The sequence below is a fragment of the Silvibacterium bohemicum genome (assembly GCF_001006305.1).
Taxonomy (GTDB): Bacteria; Acidobacteriota; Terriglobia; order Terriglobales; family Acidobacteriaceae; genus Silvibacterium; species Silvibacterium bohemicum.
On record NZ_LBHJ01000003.1, the window covers coordinates 248,508 to 265,496 of the forward strand.

At 56.7% G+C, this 16,989-nt stretch carries 14 protein-coding genes; 9 read left to right on the forward strand and 5 right to left on the reverse strand.

Going from position 1 to position 16,989, the window contains the following annotated elements:
- The first annotated feature begins 27 nt into the window (after positions 1-27).
- The 7 genes from XX99_RS06700 to XX99_RS06735 all read left to right on the forward strand — a co-directional run bounded on the left by XX99_RS06700 (position 28) and on the right by XX99_RS06735 (position 8,215).
- Positions 28-966, forward strand: a complete 939-nt coding sequence (locus tag XX99_RS06700) for an amidohydrolase family protein (protein WP_050058619.1) — start codon at positions 28-30, stop codon at positions 964-966.
- Between the two features lie 219 nt (positions 967-1,185).
- Positions 1,186-1,947: an alpha/beta hydrolase gene (locus XX99_RS06705; RefSeq protein WP_050058620.1), complete on the forward strand. Its 762-nt coding sequence runs from the start codon at positions 1,186-1,188 to the stop codon at positions 1,945-1,947.
- Positions 1,890-2,303, forward strand: a complete 414-nt coding sequence (locus XX99_RS06710) for a hypothetical protein (RefSeq protein WP_050058621.1) — start codon at positions 1,890-1,892, stop codon at positions 2,301-2,303. The genes XX99_RS06705 and XX99_RS06710 overlap by 58 nt, the downstream gene beginning before the upstream one ends.
- Before the next feature lie 288 nt (positions 2,304-2,591).
- The gene (locus XX99_RS06715; RefSeq protein WP_050058622.1) at positions 2,592-3,086 is read left to right on the forward strand and encodes an MgtC/SapB family protein; all 495 of its coding nucleotides are present in this window, start codon (positions 2,592-2,594) and stop codon (positions 3,084-3,086) included.
- Between the two features lie 449 nt (positions 3,087-3,535).
- Positions 3,536-5,938 (forward strand): glycosyltransferase family 4 protein, encoded by a 2,403-nt coding sequence (locus XX99_RS06725; protein WP_231581180.1) that lies wholly within the window; start codon positions 3,536-3,538, stop codon positions 5,936-5,938.
- 8 nt (positions 5,939-5,946) lie between these two features.
- Positions 5,947-6,960, forward strand: a complete 1,014-nt coding sequence (locus XX99_RS06730; protein ID WP_082125315.1) for a glycoside hydrolase family 130 protein — start codon at positions 5,947-5,949, stop codon at positions 6,958-6,960.
- 271 nt (positions 6,961-7,231) lie between these two features.
- A complete protein-coding gene (locus XX99_RS06735; protein WP_050058624.1) occupies positions 7,232-8,215 on the forward strand; it encodes a D-2-hydroxyacid dehydrogenase family protein in 984 nt (327 codons plus the stop codon).
- A 43-nt stretch (positions 8,216-8,258) separates the two neighbouring features.
- Here XX99_RS06735 and XX99_RS06740 read toward each other — a convergent pair whose 3' ends face one another.
- The 5 genes from XX99_RS06740 to XX99_RS06760 form a co-directional block, all read right to left on the reverse strand.
- Complete coding sequence (locus tag XX99_RS06740; protein ID WP_231581181.1) at positions 8,259-9,296, reverse strand: DUF2950 domain-containing protein; 1,038 nt, start codon at positions 9,294-9,296, stop codon at positions 8,259-8,261.
- Between the two features lie 63 nt (positions 9,297-9,359).
- Positions 9,360-10,502, reverse strand: coding sequence for a DUF3300 domain-containing protein (locus tag XX99_RS06745; RefSeq protein WP_050058625.1), 1,143 nt, complete (start codon positions 10,500-10,502; stop codon positions 9,360-9,362).
- Between the two features lie 314 nt (positions 10,503-10,816).
- Positions 10,817-11,449, reverse strand: coding sequence for an HPP family protein (locus tag XX99_RS06750; RefSeq protein WP_050058626.1), 633 nt, complete (start codon positions 11,447-11,449; stop codon positions 10,817-10,819).
- A complete protein-coding gene (locus tag XX99_RS06755; RefSeq protein WP_050058627.1) occupies positions 11,449-13,116 on the reverse strand; it encodes a molybdopterin-dependent oxidoreductase in 1,668 nt (555 codons plus the stop codon). The genes XX99_RS06750 and XX99_RS06755 overlap by 1 nt, the downstream gene beginning before the upstream one ends.
- Before the next feature lie 148 nt (positions 13,117-13,264).
- On the reverse strand, positions 13,265-14,386 hold the full coding sequence (locus XX99_RS06760; protein ID WP_050058628.1) for an alkene reductase: 1,122 nt from the start codon (positions 14,384-14,386) through the stop codon (positions 13,265-13,267).
- A gap of 928 nt (positions 14,387-15,314) precedes the next feature.
- Here XX99_RS06760 and XX99_RS06765 point away from each other — a divergent pair.
- Both XX99_RS06765 and XX99_RS06770 read left to right on the forward strand, forming a co-directional pair.
- A complete protein-coding gene (locus XX99_RS06765) occupies positions 15,315-16,265 on the forward strand; it encodes a CHAD domain-containing protein (protein WP_050058629.1) in 951 nt (316 codons plus the stop codon).
- A gap of 406 nt (positions 16,266-16,671) precedes the next feature.
- Positions 16,672-16,944 carry a hypothetical protein gene (locus XX99_RS06770; RefSeq protein ID WP_050058630.1) on the forward strand — a complete coding sequence of 91 codons (273 nt, stop codon included), beginning with the start codon at positions 16,672-16,674 and terminating at the stop codon, positions 16,942-16,944.
- Positions 16,945-16,989 lie beyond the last annotated feature (45 nt).

Genomic DNA, 16,989 nt, shown 5'->3' on the forward strand with positions numbered 1-16,989 from the left:
TGCGCAGGTCAAACCTTGGGAGAAGCAATGTCTAATACACGAATTGACGTACACACCCACCTTATCCCGCCATTCTGGGCAGAAGAGCTTAAAACGCATGGTGGAGACCCGTCCGGATGGGGTGCTCCGGAATGGAGTCCTGAGCAACTCCTTCGTTTTATGGATGAGGAAGGGATTGCTGTTTCTGTGCTTTCGCTCACGGCACCCGGCGTGGAGGGATGGAAGGGAGACGATCGTATCAAGATGACTCGTCGCGTAAATGACTATGGAGCAAACCTGATAGTTCAAAATGCCAAACGGTTCGGCTACTTGGCAACGCTTCCATTACCAAACATCCAAGCTTCCCTATCCGAAATAAAGCGAGCTTACGACGAGCTTGACGTCGACGGCGTGACCCTGCACAGCAACTATGATGACATCTACCTTTCAGATCCGCGCTTGGATCCGATTTGGGAAGAGCTGGAGGGGCGCTCCGCTACAATTTTTCTACATCCCACACGACCACCTATGCCTGTACTCCCAGGCGCACCCAGCCCCCTTGCCGACTATCCAGCCGACACGACACGTTGCGCCGTTGATCTGGTTCTGAAGGGCCACCGCAAGCGGTTCGCTTCAACGAAGGTCATCTTGTCACACGGTGGCGGATACCTTCCGTTCGCCGCAACCCGCTTTGCCGAATTGGGAGCCTCTTTATCCAAGGACCGGAACGCAGAAGACTTTATGACCGACATCCGCAGCTTTTACTACGACACGGCCCTTGTCTCACCGAGCGGACTTCCGAGCCTTCTCGGCACGATCCCCTGCGAGCACATAGTCTTTGGCACTGATTACCCATACGCATCTGAGAAGGTTTCTAAGATCTTCACTGCGAACCTAGACCAATCAGCAGAAGTCGATGCTGATTCTCTTGAAGCAATCAACAGGAATGCAGCTAGCTTGATACAAAGACTCCGGTTGAGCGCTTGAGCGGAATAAGGTACGACGCAGTACCCGGATATCAGTTGTGGAGGTTCCGATGGTCGCAAAGGCGAAATAACCGGTACGCACGAGCAAGGAGGTTTAGTGTTGGCGTCAAATTCAACAGAGAACGGAGCTGCGTATATGGATCTCAGTGAAGACGCAATCCTAAGTCGTTTTCCAGTTGGGTACTATTCATTCCACCCAAATGTCTCGCTGAATTTCCAGATGAATCGATTCTGGAACTGGGTGGGCGACAAGCAGATGCTGGAGGAGCTGAAGGCGGCCGGTACCCGCATCAAAAATTACGATGATTGGGCGCGAGAGATGTCCGAGCTCAGCGATAGCAGCCTGGCGGCTGGCCGTCGCCTACCTGCCGCTTATTACGCCAAAATGGCTATATTCTTCCTTGATCCCGCCGATGCACGGGTCGAGCCTGCCTTCCAAAGATTCATGGACATCGTTCTAAAGGAGAACGGCGTCACGCCGGAAAACCATCACCTTGTCCCCTATCAGGGAAAGCAGCTGTCAGCTTACCGGTTCACGCCGCCTGTGGTGCGAGGGAAGATCGTCGTCTTTGGCGGCTACGACAGCTACATCGTTGAATGGCTGCCTGCGGCGCTGGCCTTGCGCAATTTAGGCCTCGACACGATCATCTTCGACGGCCCCGGCCAGGGCACGGCGCTGGACGCGGGCATTCCTATGACACCGGACTGGCATTTACCGGTCGCCGCGATCGCGGATCACTTCGACCTTTCGGATTTCACCCTGATCGGTTTCTCCCTCGGCGGCGGTCTGGTCATCCGCGCCGCGGCTCGCGAACCAAGGGTCAGCCGCGTGATCGCGATGGACATCTGCACTAGCCTCTTCGTTGCGGCGACGAAGGGTTCACCGCTTCCGGGCTCTCCGTCATCGCGGCGAACTCCGATCAAATGCCGGCGCCGCTGGTCAACGCGGCCGTTGCCTCGGTCAGGAAGACGGACCTGCTGACGGACTGGGTCATTGCTCAAGGCGAGCGTGTCATGGGTAGCGCCACGCCGGCCGACGTGTTTGCGGCCTGGCGCGAATATCGCACGGATGACATCTCCTCTCTGGTCACCCAGGACGTTCTTCTGATGGCTGGGAGCAAAGACCACTACATGCCGCTAAGCATACTGCCGGACCAGTTGATGGCGCTGACCGCGGCGCATTCTGTCAGCGCCAGGGTTTTCACTGAAGCCGAGTCAGCCCAGAATCATTGCCAGATCGGCAATATGGGCCTAGCCCTGAAGGTGATCCTCGACTGGCTGGACGAGACTGGAGGGCGTGTGGCCAACCGCGCGGCACCGACCAAAGATGTCGCATGACCACTGACTTGGACTGAAGTACGCGCGTCACGACGCGTTTTCGAGAGATCGCAATGAGTCGCCGTGGAGGGCGGAAATCCTCCACGCCGCCCTTGAAGAAGCTGCCAATGCGTTCACGACCCAGACCGAAGTTCTGTTTCAGGAACACTTCGTCTGTCTGGTCTCTGAAGAAGCGTTGGGCAACCGCGCAAGATACGAATGTTTGCTTCGCACACTTCCAAATGAACGATGCTCTTGTCGTCTCGCGGTTGCAGCTAAGGCCTGGCGGTCACAGCATAGAATCATCACATGTCAATTTCCGAAGCTTCAGGACAGAGTGTCAACCAACTTCTGGAGCTCGGCCTTGCGTTTGTCCTCTCCGCCTTGATCGGCTTGGAGCGCGAGATTCGCCACAAAAGCGCAGGGCTCCGCACCTATACGATCGTAGGTACAACAGCTGCTCTTTTCCTGCTGATCTCGAAATACGGGTTTTCCGACATTCTGATCAATGACCGAATTGTGCTCGATCCGTCCCGCGTGGCGGCGCAGGTCGTGACGGGGATCGGTTTCATTGGAGCAGGACTGATCTTTGTAAGGGGAGACCGCGTGGCCGGCCTCACGACTGCGGCGACTGTCTGGCTTGTCACCGGAATCGGAATGGCCTGTGGTGCTGGACTTCCTCTCCTGGCGGTCGCGGTCACGGTGGCTTATTTCATCGTGGCTTTGCTCTTTCCCCTGATTTCCCGTCGTCTTCCCGGCAGCAATGCCCCGGCTGAGCTGAGTCAGAACACACAACACGATTAACCGACTGACAGCCGCTGAGCCCCAGGTCTCCATTTGCCTGACAGGGAGCCCTATGTTTGCGACCGCCCTGCCCCGAATTCAGGTTTCTCTCTCTATCGAAACGGCGCAGAACTTGCGCGCAGCATGGCCCGTGGCATGAGCAAAATCGAACAGATAGGAGGTCTCACTGGTGCGAAGCTCTAACGCAGAGGGTATTTGAGTTCGCCAGCCATCCAGCCGATCTGGCAATGCCTTCTGATAGCCGGCTTCTTCGATCGGATAGAGCGTTATCGATGCCGTTGGAGTGGACTGCGAGAAGAGATCGCACTCTGTTATTACGTCGTCTCGGACCTCACGCAAGCGGAAGAGCGAAGGCAGAGTTCAGATGCTTCTATGTATATCGCTAAACCCTATCGGGAAGATTCCGGCACCATCGACCTGATATTCCCCTTGTTCGGAAGCTCACATAGATGCTTGGTATCGCGAGTGCAGCAATCACAGTAGCGGGAAGGGTGGGAGCCATGCCTCATGCGGGGATACTTCATAACGGAGAGACGGCAGTGTCCTGTTTAGCAGAGACTCATCCGCTGCCTCTGCCGACGCGCATCGCTGTTATCGGCAATTATCTGCCGCGACAGTGTGGCATCGCCACATTCACGACAGACCTATGCGCCGCAATTGCCATGGAATATGGCAACAATCGCCTTTTCGCGATACCTGTCAACGATCCGGAATCACGCTATCAGTATCCCGAACGAGTACGGATAGAGCTTGAACAGGACGATTACGCCTCTTATGTGCGTGTTGCTGAGTTTCTCAATTTCAACAGTAACGACTTGGTGTGTCTGCAGCACGAATACGGGATCTTCGGCGGTGTCGCAGGCAGCTACATCCTGGCGTTGCTTCGGAAATTGAAAATGCCGCTGGTGACGACACTTCACACGGTTCTGCGCGAGCCGGACTCGAGTCAGCGTGCGGTGCTCGAAGAGATCGCCCATCTGTCTGATCGTTTGATTGTGATGAGCGAACACGCTGTGCATCTTCTGCGCGACGTGTACGACGTGCCAGGTGGAAAGATCGACCTCATTCCTCATGGCGTGCCGGACCTGACATTCATGGACCCTAATTACTTTAAGGATCAGTTCGGCACTGAGGGAAAGTTTGTTCTGCTTACCTTCGGCCTGCTGTCTCCGAATAAGGGAATCGAAAACGTCATCCGCGCGCTGCCAGCCATCCTCAAGAAACACGAAAACCTGGTGTACATCGTTTCCGGAGCGACGCACCCGCACATCAGACGGCGGGAAGGCGAGCGGTACAGGGAAGAGTTGCAGGCTCTGGCGGTGGAATTAGGCGTAGCCTCGCATGTCATCTTCAACAACCGTTTCGTGAGCGCCGAGGAGTTGGTCGAACACGTCGGCGCAGCGGACCTCTACATCACGCCCTATCGCCAGGAGGCGCAGGTCGTTTCCGGAACGCTCGCGATCGCTCTCGGTGCGGGAAAGGCTATTATTTCGACGCCTTATTGGCACGCCAAAGAGCTTCTTGCCGACGGCAGAGGCGTCCTCGTTCCATTTGACGATCCCGGCTCCATTGCCGAGGCAGCGATACGATTGCTGGACAACGATGCCGAGCGCCATGCGATGCGAAAACGTGCTTATCTGCATTCGCGCGGCACAACCTGGCAGAAGACAGCACAGGCCTATATGGCGAGCTTCCAGCGCGCACGAAGAGAAAGAAGTTTGCGTCCGCGGGCCGCTCCGCAAGATATCTTCTCATCAACAACGCCTACGGATAGCTTGCCACAGTTCGATACAACACACTTGTCGAACATGACAGACGACACGGGCATATTGCAGCATGCCATATTCACGGTGCCCAACAGCTTCGAAGGCTACACAACCGACGACAACGCCCGTGCGCTCATTGTTACAACTCTGCTGAACGAATCTATCCTGGCCTGCCGCTCGGAATATACAGCGCTATCCCGCCGCTATCTGGCTTTTCTGTGGCTTGCCTTTCACGGAGAGACGGGCAGATTCAGAAACTTCCTGAGCTACGACCGCAAGTGGCTGGAAAAGGTCGGCTCCGAAGACAGCCACGGCCGCGCCCTCTGGGCATTGGGGACGGTGTTTTGCCATTCGCAAGACGCCGGCCTGAGAGGCGCGGCGGGCAGGCTCTTCGAAGCCGCCGTCCCCGTGGCGCTCACGTTTACAAGTCCTCGCGCATGGGCCTTCTCCGTATTGGGTATGCAGGCCTATCTGGACTGCTTCCCCGGAGACCGGTTGATCCAGGGGACTCGAAATACGCTCGCCAATCTTTTGTTGGATGTCTATGAGCGCACTCATTCACCAACATGGGATTGGTTTGAGAAGAGCCTCTCCTACTCCAACGCGAGGCTGCCCCAGGCGCTCCTGGTCGCAGGATCGGAAAGCGACAACAAGCGGATGGTCGAAGCAGGATGCGATTCTCTCAGGTGGCTTGTCGCTGAGCAGCGCCGAGGTGACGTCTTCATGCCGATTGGCTCCCGCGGATTCTTTACGCAAGGCGGCGAGAAGGCGAGCTTCGATCAACAGCCGGTCGAGGCGTGCGGAACCATCTCTGCCTGCCTCCAGGCCTATCGGATCACTAACGAGGATCAGTGGCTTGAGGAGGCATGGCGTGCCTTCCGCTGGTTTCTCGGCAAGAACGATCTCGAGGTTCCGCTTTACGACCCCACCACCGGCGGCTGTCGAGACGGTCTTCACCCAGACCGCGTTAACGAAAATCAGGGAGCAGAATCAACGCTTTCGTTCCTGATGGCGCTTCTCGAAATGCAAGGTATGGAAATGCCAACCGCAAAAGAACAGCATCAGGAAATGAGCGTCTCCCTTTGAATCCAATTATGTCGCCTTCACCACCAGACCAGGCCAAGAGTCTCCAGCAGGAGTCCGCAGCGCGCGTAGACACTCCCTTGTTTACCCGTTATTCCGGCAATCCGATCCTCAGCCGGAAAGAGTGGCCTTATCCGATTAACACTGTCTTTAACGCCGGCGCGACGCGGTTGGCCGATGGAGACACCTTGCTGCTCTGCCGAGTCGAAGAGCGAACGGGTTTGTCCCACTTGTGTGCTGCGCGTTCCGCGAACGGAATCGATGGATGGCGTATTGATCCCCGGCCGACGTTGATGGCGAATCCCAGCGAGTATCCCGAGGAGATCTGGGGCATCGAGGATCCACGCATCACGTATGTCCCGGAGCTCGAGCAATATGCGATTGCTTACACCTCCTTTGCGCGAGGCGGCCCCGGAGTCTCGCTGGCAATGACTAAAGACTTCAAGAGCTTTGAGCGGTATGGCGTGATCATGACGCCTGAGGACAAGGATGCTGCTTTGCTACCTCGGAGGCTTGGAGGTCGCTGGGCTCTGATTCATCGGCCTGTGACGACGCTCGGCGCTCACATGTGGATCTCGTACTCACCGGACCTGCGGCACTGGGGCAGTCATAAAGTGATGCTTGCGGCGCGGCGCGGAGGATGGTGGGACGCGAACAAGATTGGGCTTTGCTCTCCGCCCATTGAAACCGCCAAGGGTTGGCTGGTGCTCTATCACGGCGTCCGGAATACAGCGTCCGGCAGTATCTATCGGTTGGGTCTCGCTCTTTTCGACATCGACGAGCCGGACATCTGCCTGCAGCGGGGAGATTCTTGGATGTTCGGTCCCGAAGCTCCGTACGAGCGGGAAGGAGACGTAAATAATGTCGTCTTTCCCTGCGGACAGACCATCGGCGCCGATGGAGATACGATTCATCTCTATTACGGGGCGGCCGACGAATGTGTGGCGATGGCGACCGGAAGCATCCGCGCTCTTCTCTCTTGGCTGGATGCAAATTCCGGCGCCGGTTGCGAGAGCGGATTGTAACGATATCCTGTCGTCCGCATCGTGAGGAGCTCTTCTATGGATCTAGCAGAAGTAAACTGGCCCAGCAGCCTTCCACGATTGTTGTGGAAGCGTCCAGACTGTCCCTTGTGCAGCTCGATCGAATTCCGTGAGGCCGAGCAGCATCCTCTCGATGGCGTGCTGGTCTTGTTTGCACTAAGTCCGGTTCGCTGCGTCAATTGCTGGCGGCGCTATTACCGCTTCGGGAAGAGAAGCCCGGACAAGACATGACGGCTGGGATGAGAGAATTACGATGACCAAGGTAGCAGTTCTGGACGACTGGCAGGGTGTGGCGCGGAGCAGCGCGGACTGGTCGCCGCTGTTGGCGCGTGCCGAAGTAGTCTTCTTTGCGGGGGCCTTCGCGGATGAAGACGAGGCGGCTCGAAAGCTGGCTGACTTTGAGATTGTTCTGTCGATGCGCGAGCGCACGCCGCTTCCGGCCTCGCTCATTAACCGCTTGTCTAAGCTGCGCATGCTGGGCATAACGGGCGCGCGTAATGCTTCGCTCGACATATCTGCCTGCACCGCGCGAGGCGTGATCGTGTGCAACACGGTTGGGGGAACAGCCAATCAGGCCGCGACTGCGGAGTTGGCGCTTGGCCTGTTGCTGGCGGCTGCCCGGGCGATCCCAGCCGCCGACGCGAATATTCGCGCAGGACGATTTCAGGAGGGCCTGCCGGTCGGAGTCAGCCTTGCGGGAAAGACCATCGGGATCATCGGACTTGGCCGTCTTGGATCGTACATGGCCAACTACTGCCGGGCGCTGAACATGACCGTCTTGGCGTGGAGCGAAAACCTGACTGCGGAGCGTGCGCAAGCGGCGGGCGCTACGTTGGTTTCAAAAGAAGCACTCTTGTCGCGTTCTGATGCGGTCAGCATCCATCTGGTGCTGTCCCCACGCTCGCGGGGCTTAATCGGTGCCTCTGATATCGCCCGGATGAAGATCGGCGCAATCCTGATCAATACCTCTCGTGGCCCGATCGTGGACGAGGCTGCGCTCATCGAGGCGGTGCAATCACGTCGCATCATCGCAGCTCTCGATGTCTATGACCGCGAACCACTGCTGGCGAGCCATCCGCTACGCACCGCGCCTAACACGGTGTTGACGCCGCATCTCGGCTATGGCGTGCAGGAGACCTGGCGAGAGTTTTATCCGCAGAGCGTGGAGAACGCGCTTGCCTTCCTCGATGAGAAGCCAGTAAGAATAGTGAACTCCGAAGTACTTCGAGGGGGGTGAAGACGATGTATTTACGTGAGAGATGATACTAAAGCAGCTGTCCTTAGTCCGCCTTCCGCCAGGTCGAGTCGCGATCGTATCGCGTCAGGGACTTTACAGTCTCCTCAGTGCGCCGGCCAAGATCTTTTTCATAGACAACGCCATCCTGGTCCACGAGGAAGGTCATGACTCCTGACGACCGGTATTCTGCCGGGTATGCCAGGAATGCGAAACCGCGAGTCATTTTCCCGTCTACGATATAGCTTCGGTCGCCGCCCGCCGCGTGTCCTCCCTGGCCCGTCAATATTCGAAAATAATAGCCGTGAAACGGCTCCGGCTTCTGACTCGCATCCTGCGTATAGCCTTCGCTCTCCGCAGACGCCACAAGAGGGCCAAGCGGGCTATCCGTGTCCCCGGAGGCAGTTTTCCAGTAAAGGCCGTTTTGTTTATCTGGATCGCTTGAGATCTTCTGAGCATATTGTCGCTCGGAGCTACCGTCATGCGGTTTTGCGTAGTATTCCTTCTGCGCGTCCACCAGTTCATCGCATATATGGATGACAGTCAGTTCGTTTTCTCCAATCCTGCGATATAGGATCTCCTGCTTGCCGGCTGCGGTGTCGAAATACCATGCGGAGCCTTTGTGCATGAGGGGAATAGGCGTCGGCCAGTTTTCGGCGCCGATGTACAGTGTCGTCATACCGTCCGGCTCTGTTACCAGACGATGCATCTGCTGGTACTTTTGCACAAACTGCTCTCTCCTGCCCTTGTCTTCAGCTTCATCTCCCGACGAAACGATGTCCTTTGCATTCGGCCCGAGCACCTTCAACAACGTCTGCTGGTCATCCTTCTGAAGCGCCGTGACTAACGCCTGGCTCGCTTCTGCCGCGGACGCAAAAGTTTGTTGACCGGCTTCGGCTGGGTGCACCGGAAGCCTTCGCGCTGCCGGGGCCGCCTGCGGTTGGCTGGTGGACTGCCCCGTAGCCGTTCCCGGAACGATACCCAGGCAGGCCGCGAAGGTGAACACGGCAGTTGTGTTGGCAATTGCGACCAGATATCTTCTTTTAGGATTGTGTCTTTCCGGCGAAATCATTGTTGTCTCCATCCTGGCTTCTCCCAACCTGCACTGTGCCTGCGGTGATTCCGCCGACGGCTACTTCCCTGGTCTTTACCGATGACCGCCGCCCCCGCCATGCATCCCTCCACCACCTCCGCGCATGCCGCCGCCTCCGCCGCGCATCCCACCGCCCATACTCGACATTCCACGGGAAGAAAAGCCTCGAGCATCTCCACCGCGGCTGATTCCGCCGAAGGCTCCTTGACGCGCGCCTCCGTTTTGTCTGCCACCATTTTCTCGGCCGCTGTTATTTCTGCCACTGTTCTCCCGGCCGGCCTGGCCGCTGAAACCGCGCAAACTGCGGTCTCCGCGCGCGAACGACTGGCCTCCGCGGTAGTTCCCGTGGAAGTATGCATTGCGGTCATAAAACGCATGGCTCTGGAACGCATATCGGCCACCGCCATACATCAAGCCTCTGTGTCGCCAGTCGAAGCCCCATGCGTTCCAGCCCCAGCCATACCCAAAGAACGGCTCGATGCCGAATCCAATACCGAAAGAGAGGTACGGACCATCGACGTCCCACCAGGGATAGAATCCCGGCCAAAGTCCTATGGGATACCCGTAAGCTAGTTCGGGATCGTAATCCGGCACGTAAACTACGTCTGGGTTTGCCGGTTGAATGACGACCGTGCTCCCATCGTTCGTTACGTTCTGTTGCGGAGTGGTTTTCAGATTGCCGGCTGCTTGTGCTTTCCCACGCATGAACTGGACGGCTGCCATGACATCCGCCTGCTGGTTGTAATTCGCGTCGCCGAGTTCGGAGGTCCACGAGAGGTTCTTATCCAAATCCGCAAGGACAGAAGGGAACTGAGTCAGGGCCTTCACGCTCGGATCCCAGTCCTGCTGGTTTACCTGGGTCCCCAGCGCCGCGCCTGTCAGGTTCGGATTCTGCTGAAGGAACCGTTCCGCTTCGACAATCTGTGTTGGGTAAGTCGAAGCCGCAAGAATCTGCGCAACCAGTGCATCCGGGTAGAGCGCGATTGGCGAAACCAGGTCCTGCAGCTGCTCCGGGGTTAACGGCGCCGAGGTTGGTTGTCCCATGCCTGGCGGCGGGGCCTGAGCTGCAGGGGCGGCATCCTGACCGTGAAGCGGCGAGACCCACAGACTTGCCGCGCCCGTGATCAGGAGGAACGCAACCGTGTACGGAATAAAGCTGCTGATAATCTTCTTGCGACGACCGACGGGCGTTTTCATCGTGCGCTCCGGTAAAGCTGAATGGATCGCCGGCGCCGCTAGGAGACCCTGTTCTCCCGAGTTGTCCCGGGACCCATGCGGCACAGCTCCAAAGGGCGCATTCTCACATGTTGCGACAATTGGCCTGCCTCCTGAACGTGATTCCTGCGGAATTACTTTCATACGGATATTCAATACTGCATGGTTCGAGCGTGCTGATCTCTTTTGCACACTCTCATCGGGATTCCCCGTGAGCAGAAAGCAAAATTGCTTCGCGCAGACGCTGACTTTCTCGATAACGATCGGCGACCGAAGACGGGCTCGCACACTCCCGGCTAAGAGGCCTTCACTGGAGGCTCGTGATATCGCCAAAGTGGGTATGGCACGCCGGCCAGCCGATTGATCGCCAGAGCCTGTGCTGTAAGCAGGACGACGGCGATCTCGATGATGACAAGGTCCCTGGGTTGCGAGATGATGCCGAGAGAAACGATGAGAGTCGTCGCTCCCGCAGGCGGATGGCTCACTCGGAACAGAACCATGAAGGCTCCTGTAGCCGAGAGCGAGAGCGCGGCAGCCAGAACTCTGGGGCCGTGGACGCCGGCGTGCATTGCGAAGGGCGGGCTGGAAGCTGTCGTAAGCGCGAAGGCGGCATAGCCGCAGATGAGGCCGATAGCGTGCCCCAAGATGGCATTGCGGGGACTGGAGGTCTCCGCCAGCGGCGAAAAGAAGAAGAGATACGCGGTCGGACCGAGCGATGGAAAGACAAATGGGCTGCCTGTAATCAGGGCAAGCAATGCGAGCAGCCCGATTGTAATGAAGCAGTTTACGCAGACATAAGCAGCCCAAACGAGGCGGGAAGAGAAGTGCCGCAGCAGCCACTCCAGCCGCAGGTGTGCAAGTAGCACACCAACGTGCTCGAAGTTCCCGTGCTCGGCGCGCGCATGACTCCGCTTATCGATGTAGGTCATCAGATATTCGGGAGCAGATCGAAGTATTCGTCGTCTTCATTCTTCCCGCCTTCTCCCAGACCGATGGACTTCTCCGACTCGATGAACTCGATCCGCTCAATCCACTTGACCATCTTGTAGCCAAGTTGATTCTCAACTCGCAGCCTCAAGGGAGCCCCATAGACCTCAGGCAATGGCTTTCCATTCATCTCGGATGCAAGGAGGCATTCTGCTTGAAGTACATTTTCAAGGCTCTGGGTGTCGTAGTACGCGCCGCCATAAAGGGATCCGCCAAAGGAGAAGAACGCGACTGCCTTGGCATTCGGCTTCGGACGGACCAACTCGACAAGAGACTTCATGGGGAGGCCACCCCACTTCGCAATGCCCGTCCAACCCTGGATGCAGTGATGCATAGTGATGTGTTCCGTCTTTCCCAGGCTCTCGATATCAGCGAGAGAAAGCTCAACCGGGTGGTCGACGAGGCCGCCCACTTTGAGCCTAAATCCCCGGAACCCACTTTTGGCCAGCTGTTTCCAATCCTCGCGCTCGGGCATCTTGCCGTTCGGCCAAAAGCGTGGAGAGATGTCATCCTCGCTGTAATGCTCACTGGGCGGAAGACGGTTCAGAGTCGTCAATAGCAGAGGGTAGGTAATGAACTTCTGCGCGTGCTGCAGGGAGCGGGGATAAAACCACGATACGTAATGCGCCGCGACCCAGGAGAGAAGGACCACGCCGATGCCGACGAAGCCCAGAATCATTCCCCGGCGAGTCAGGTCGTCTGTGCCCATCACGATGTGGTTCATGTTGCGAGCGAAGCCCGTCATAACGATCAGCGTCACATGCACGACGATGAACGCTAAGAAACCGAGCATAGTCAGGAAGTGGATGGACCGCGCCGATTGCCTGCCGCCAAAGAGCTTCGCGTACCAGGGAAAGCGGTTGACCGCGGCAGGCGACATGGCAATGCCAGTCAGGATGGCCAGAGGGCCGAAGACAAAGACGACAGAAAAATACGCGATTTGCTGTAGTGCATTGTAGCCATAGAAGCCGTTGAACTCGGGCGGCAAGTGGAATGTCGCATAATGCACCCAGGTATTCCAGGCCTGCAGCAGCACGAGCGGAGATTGTGGAACGAGCCGATGCCACTGCTCCGTATCGAAGAGCATGATTACGAAGAAGAAGCCGGTGAGGATGAAGCCGTACACATTGAGGAAATGCCATGAGCGGGCAATTCCGACGGTGTGCCGATAGCCCGGCGTAGCAACGACGGGCGAGATGTAACGAGCATCGTCCTTCGCCGTCCATATCCGATCCGTAGGAACCTTGATAGGCGTCAACCGGATCCATTCGCTGCCGGGTGTGCAGTTGTTGTTGAAATAGAGGCGAGGATGATCGACCAAGATCGACAGACCGCTCCGGATCAGCATCGTCACAAACACAAAGTTGAAGAAGTGGCAGTAGCGCACCCACAACGGAAAGCCATGAGGTCCGGCAAAGTTATTGGGATAGATCTGGGGGACGGCGGGGATATGGGGAAGGCCGAAAACGAGAAACTCGATCCATGCCGCAAGCAGAGGCAGCAGCGCCAGCGCAATGGCAGTCATCAGGAACGAGGGCCGGACCCAGATGCGAAAGCGGCGATCGGAAGGGTAATGGACGGCGGCATGTGCCGCATCGAACGAGATCATTGCGTATGCCTTGAAATAGCTTCATGTACCCGGCAATAGTGGACCTGCAGAGTTTTACGTTTCCCCGTCGTGCCTGGGCCTGGTACCGGCGTGAGTAACCGTCAGCATGAACCGAAGCTCAAACGAATTCTCACTAAAACACCTCCAACTAAGAACTGGAACCGACTGAACAACTGAGATTTCCGATAGCCGGATAGTCCGTATAGCCCCTTGCTCCGCCGCCGTAAAATGTTGCCGGGTCGGGGGCATTGAGCGGCTCATTCGCGCGAAAGCGCTCTACCAGATCGGGATTGGCTATGAACGGTCCCCCGAACGCCACCAGGTTGGCGTCGCCTGCCTCTATGCATTGAGCGGCAAGCTCGAGGGTATATCCATTATTCGCCATATAGGTTCGATGAAACTTCTGACGCAGCGCGTGGAAATCGAAGCTCGGATCGATATCCCTCGGTCCGTTTGTCTGTCCTTCGATCACGTGAAGATAGACCGGCTTGAGACGGTCGAGCACCTTAACCACATCGGAGAATAGCTCTGTTGGATTGCTGTCATGAGCATCGTTGACCGAGCTTACCGGCGAGATCCGCACCCCGACGCAATCCTCGCTCGCCTCTTCGATCACTCCCTGCATCACCTCAGTCAGGAAGCGGGTGCGGTTCTCGATCGATCCTCCATACTCGTCGGTTCTCTCGTTCGATCCGTCGCGGAGGAATTGGTCGATCAGATAGCCATTTGCAGCATGCACTTCAACCCCATCGAAGCCCGCCCACAACGCGTTTCGAGTCGCCAGAACGTATGCATCCACGATCTCCCGAATTTCATTCCTTTCAAGCGCGCGCGGTTCGGAGACCTCGACGAAACGGCCGTCGATGAAAGTCTGTGCTTTTGCGGGGATTGCGGACGGCGCCACTGGCGCTCTGTTATCCGGCTGTAAAGACGTATGGGAGATGCGACCTACATGCCAGAGTTGAAGAAAGATCCTGCCGCCGCAGGTATGTACGGCATGCGTCACCAATTCCCAGCCTGCGATCTGGGCCTCAGTGTATATCCCCGGTGTTCCATCGTAGCCGCGGCCCTCGGCGCTGATCTGTGTAGCTTCCGCGATGATTAGTCCAGCCGAGGCGCGTTGCGCGTAATACTCGGCCATGAGCGGAGTCGGTACGCCACCTTCTGCGGCGCGGCTCCTGGTCAGCGGAGCCATGACGATCCGGTTCGGAAGATCCAGGTCCCCGAGCGTGTAGTGTGAAAGAAGTAGTTCCGTAGTGTGCTTTGACATGTGTGCTCCCCGAAACGCGATTTGATGCCGTGCCAGTGCCTGGCTCGAACATCCGGTCTTCTACAATCTCTTGTTCGTCTGTGCGCCCTGTTTCCAAAAGCCAGTGTCCGTCGGCAACAGAACCCACGTGGAACGGAACACCAATCGAAGGTCGTTAGGACCATCGGATCGCGGGGAGGCTCGGGTTCTTGATTGTGGTGTCACAACCACACCGCCAGACGGATCCGTTTCAAGGGTAAGGCGAGTAGCACAAGAGGCACACAGCCAGATGTATTCCTTGTGATGCGGCGAGCGGACTGTCCTTCCCGGTCCAAGGGCGTAAAGTGCGCCGGCGCCAAATGCAGCTGCACCAAAAAGGTTCCAGCGTACAGCACACTGCGGATTGACGCATCGGCTATCCATGTGTATCTCTCTGGCAAATCCCTCTCTCGGCAATATAAGGGACCTGGAGGCTGCAGAGATGTGATGAGCGTCACCGGGACGAGTGGCCGAACTTGAAGCTTGCGCCCACTAGCTGAATTCATCTTCTCAATTTCATCCCGCCGATACGGATGCTGGATGTCGCAACGGTCTAAGCCTCGACGATCCCCTTGAATCGCGTCTCTTGGCGATTGTCTCCCTCTGAAGATGGCGAAGCTGTACAGTTTTGCTCACGGAGGGTGGGGCCGTCAAAGCTCATAATTACGCTCGCTCGGTCCTCTTCATCGCGGAGGTACTCGCATCTCTTGGCACTACAAAACAATGAAGTGATGCGCGGCAGAGACGACTAGGATCGCTCGGATTGATATCGGAATAAAAGCGCATTGCTACCTCTTGGCTCCTCACACAACGATTCTCATCAGAAGATCGCTAACGCTGGATCGGCACTCAAAATGCTATCGTTTCCAAGTCGCTTCTCGTATCGAATGAAGTGTCTGGAGGAGTTACGATGAGTAAGCCTCGGCCCTTGCTCGTGTCTTCTCCGACCATCATCAGATTTCCGATGAACACGTTTCCAGATCGGGTGGCGGCACTCAATGGCGCGATTTCGACCTGTACCGCTAAACCAACGGTAGTAGCAGTGCAAGGCTTGCGGAAAGCTGTTCGGCAGGTGGAAGCACAGTTGACACTCCTTGATCTCATTCGAGATCGACTTCCACATCGTGCTGCTCAGTCACGCGAGGCCTGGCTTCTCCTCAAGAAGGTCCGGGGCGCAGCCGGTACGGTACGCGATCTAGACGTTCAAGGCGACCTGATTCACAAAGACACTTCGATAAAATCGAACGCGCGACTTGGCTCTCAGAATGACAACAAGAGAGGTGAAACAAAACATCTGCACAGGCAGCTAGCAAAGCGGCGAGAAGCCAAGGCTCTGAGGCTGGTGCGGGTTCTGGCTCAAAATGGTCATTCTTTGGCAGTCGCATTGCAAAGTCTCCAGCAGGCTCTCGAAGAGGTTAAGGAGCCGATCATCTCTGTTACCGAACTGGCCAGCCGCATTGGGAACTGGTTTGGGGCCAATACGATCCATCTTCCTCAACGCATCGCGGCGAGAAGGACTCACGCGGAACTAGAGAGTCGAGCCGGAAGAGAACGTGCGATTAGTCTGCTGGAGATGCATGAACTGCACAATTTGCGCAAGACCGCAAAATTATGCCGATATCTGGTTCAGGTTCTTCCGATCTCTTCTAAAACAACTCAAAAGTTGATAAAGCAGCTTAGAGCAATTCAGAAGACAGGGGGAAAGTGGCATGACTGGTTCTTGCTGGCGGAGATTGCGACCAGACATGAAGGTAAAAAGAGCAGCTTGACGGAACGGTACGTCCAACTGCGAGACAACGCCCGCATAAACTACATTCAGAAGTTGGCTAGTTTCTCATGGGTTGATCCAGCCAAAGCCTAATTCTGGGAATTTCCGTTCAGGGTGCCTCGTCCGGGGCATATCCTCGGACTCGATCGCATCCTCTGATCGAAGCTTTGGCGCCCACCTTGGTCAGCTAGGCTGTCGACGCGATGAGATGGTTTGCGCGCTGTCTGCCACCTGCATCCGTGAATATTTCGGACGACTGAGCCCAATTGCTCAGCCCCGTCTAGCTCTGCATGAAATTCTGCTCTGGCTTGCTGTTAAAGGCACACAACGATTACGGATATCGTCTGTCTGAATTGCCGACTGGCAGGGAGTGAATGCAGACACCGAACGGGATGTTACCCTCCAACCGCGGGTAGACGGTCATGGGAAGAGATTCCGAGTTGAGAATCTGCGAATCTCAGGGTAGGACACTAGTAGCCGCATCGCGAGGAGACGCATTATGAACCGATACATACAGCCATCGAATACAGATCGTGCCACTACGTCGCGAAGAGTCGGGTCTGGGCTAGCAGCTAAGGTTGACGACGGAGCCAAAGAGTCAAGCGTCGATGCCATTCTTAAGGCCGATGAAGAGAAGCAAATCAGACGGGATGTAGATCCGGATGAAGACCTCCGATTAGCCCTCGATGATGATGCTGCAGAGGAAGAAGACGACGATGAGTTGGAACAGGAAGAAGAAGTAGACGAAGAGGCCAGAGCAAATGAGCGTTGATCCACGCTCGCGCGTCATACGTTGTGGCGCGCAATCCATTGGATC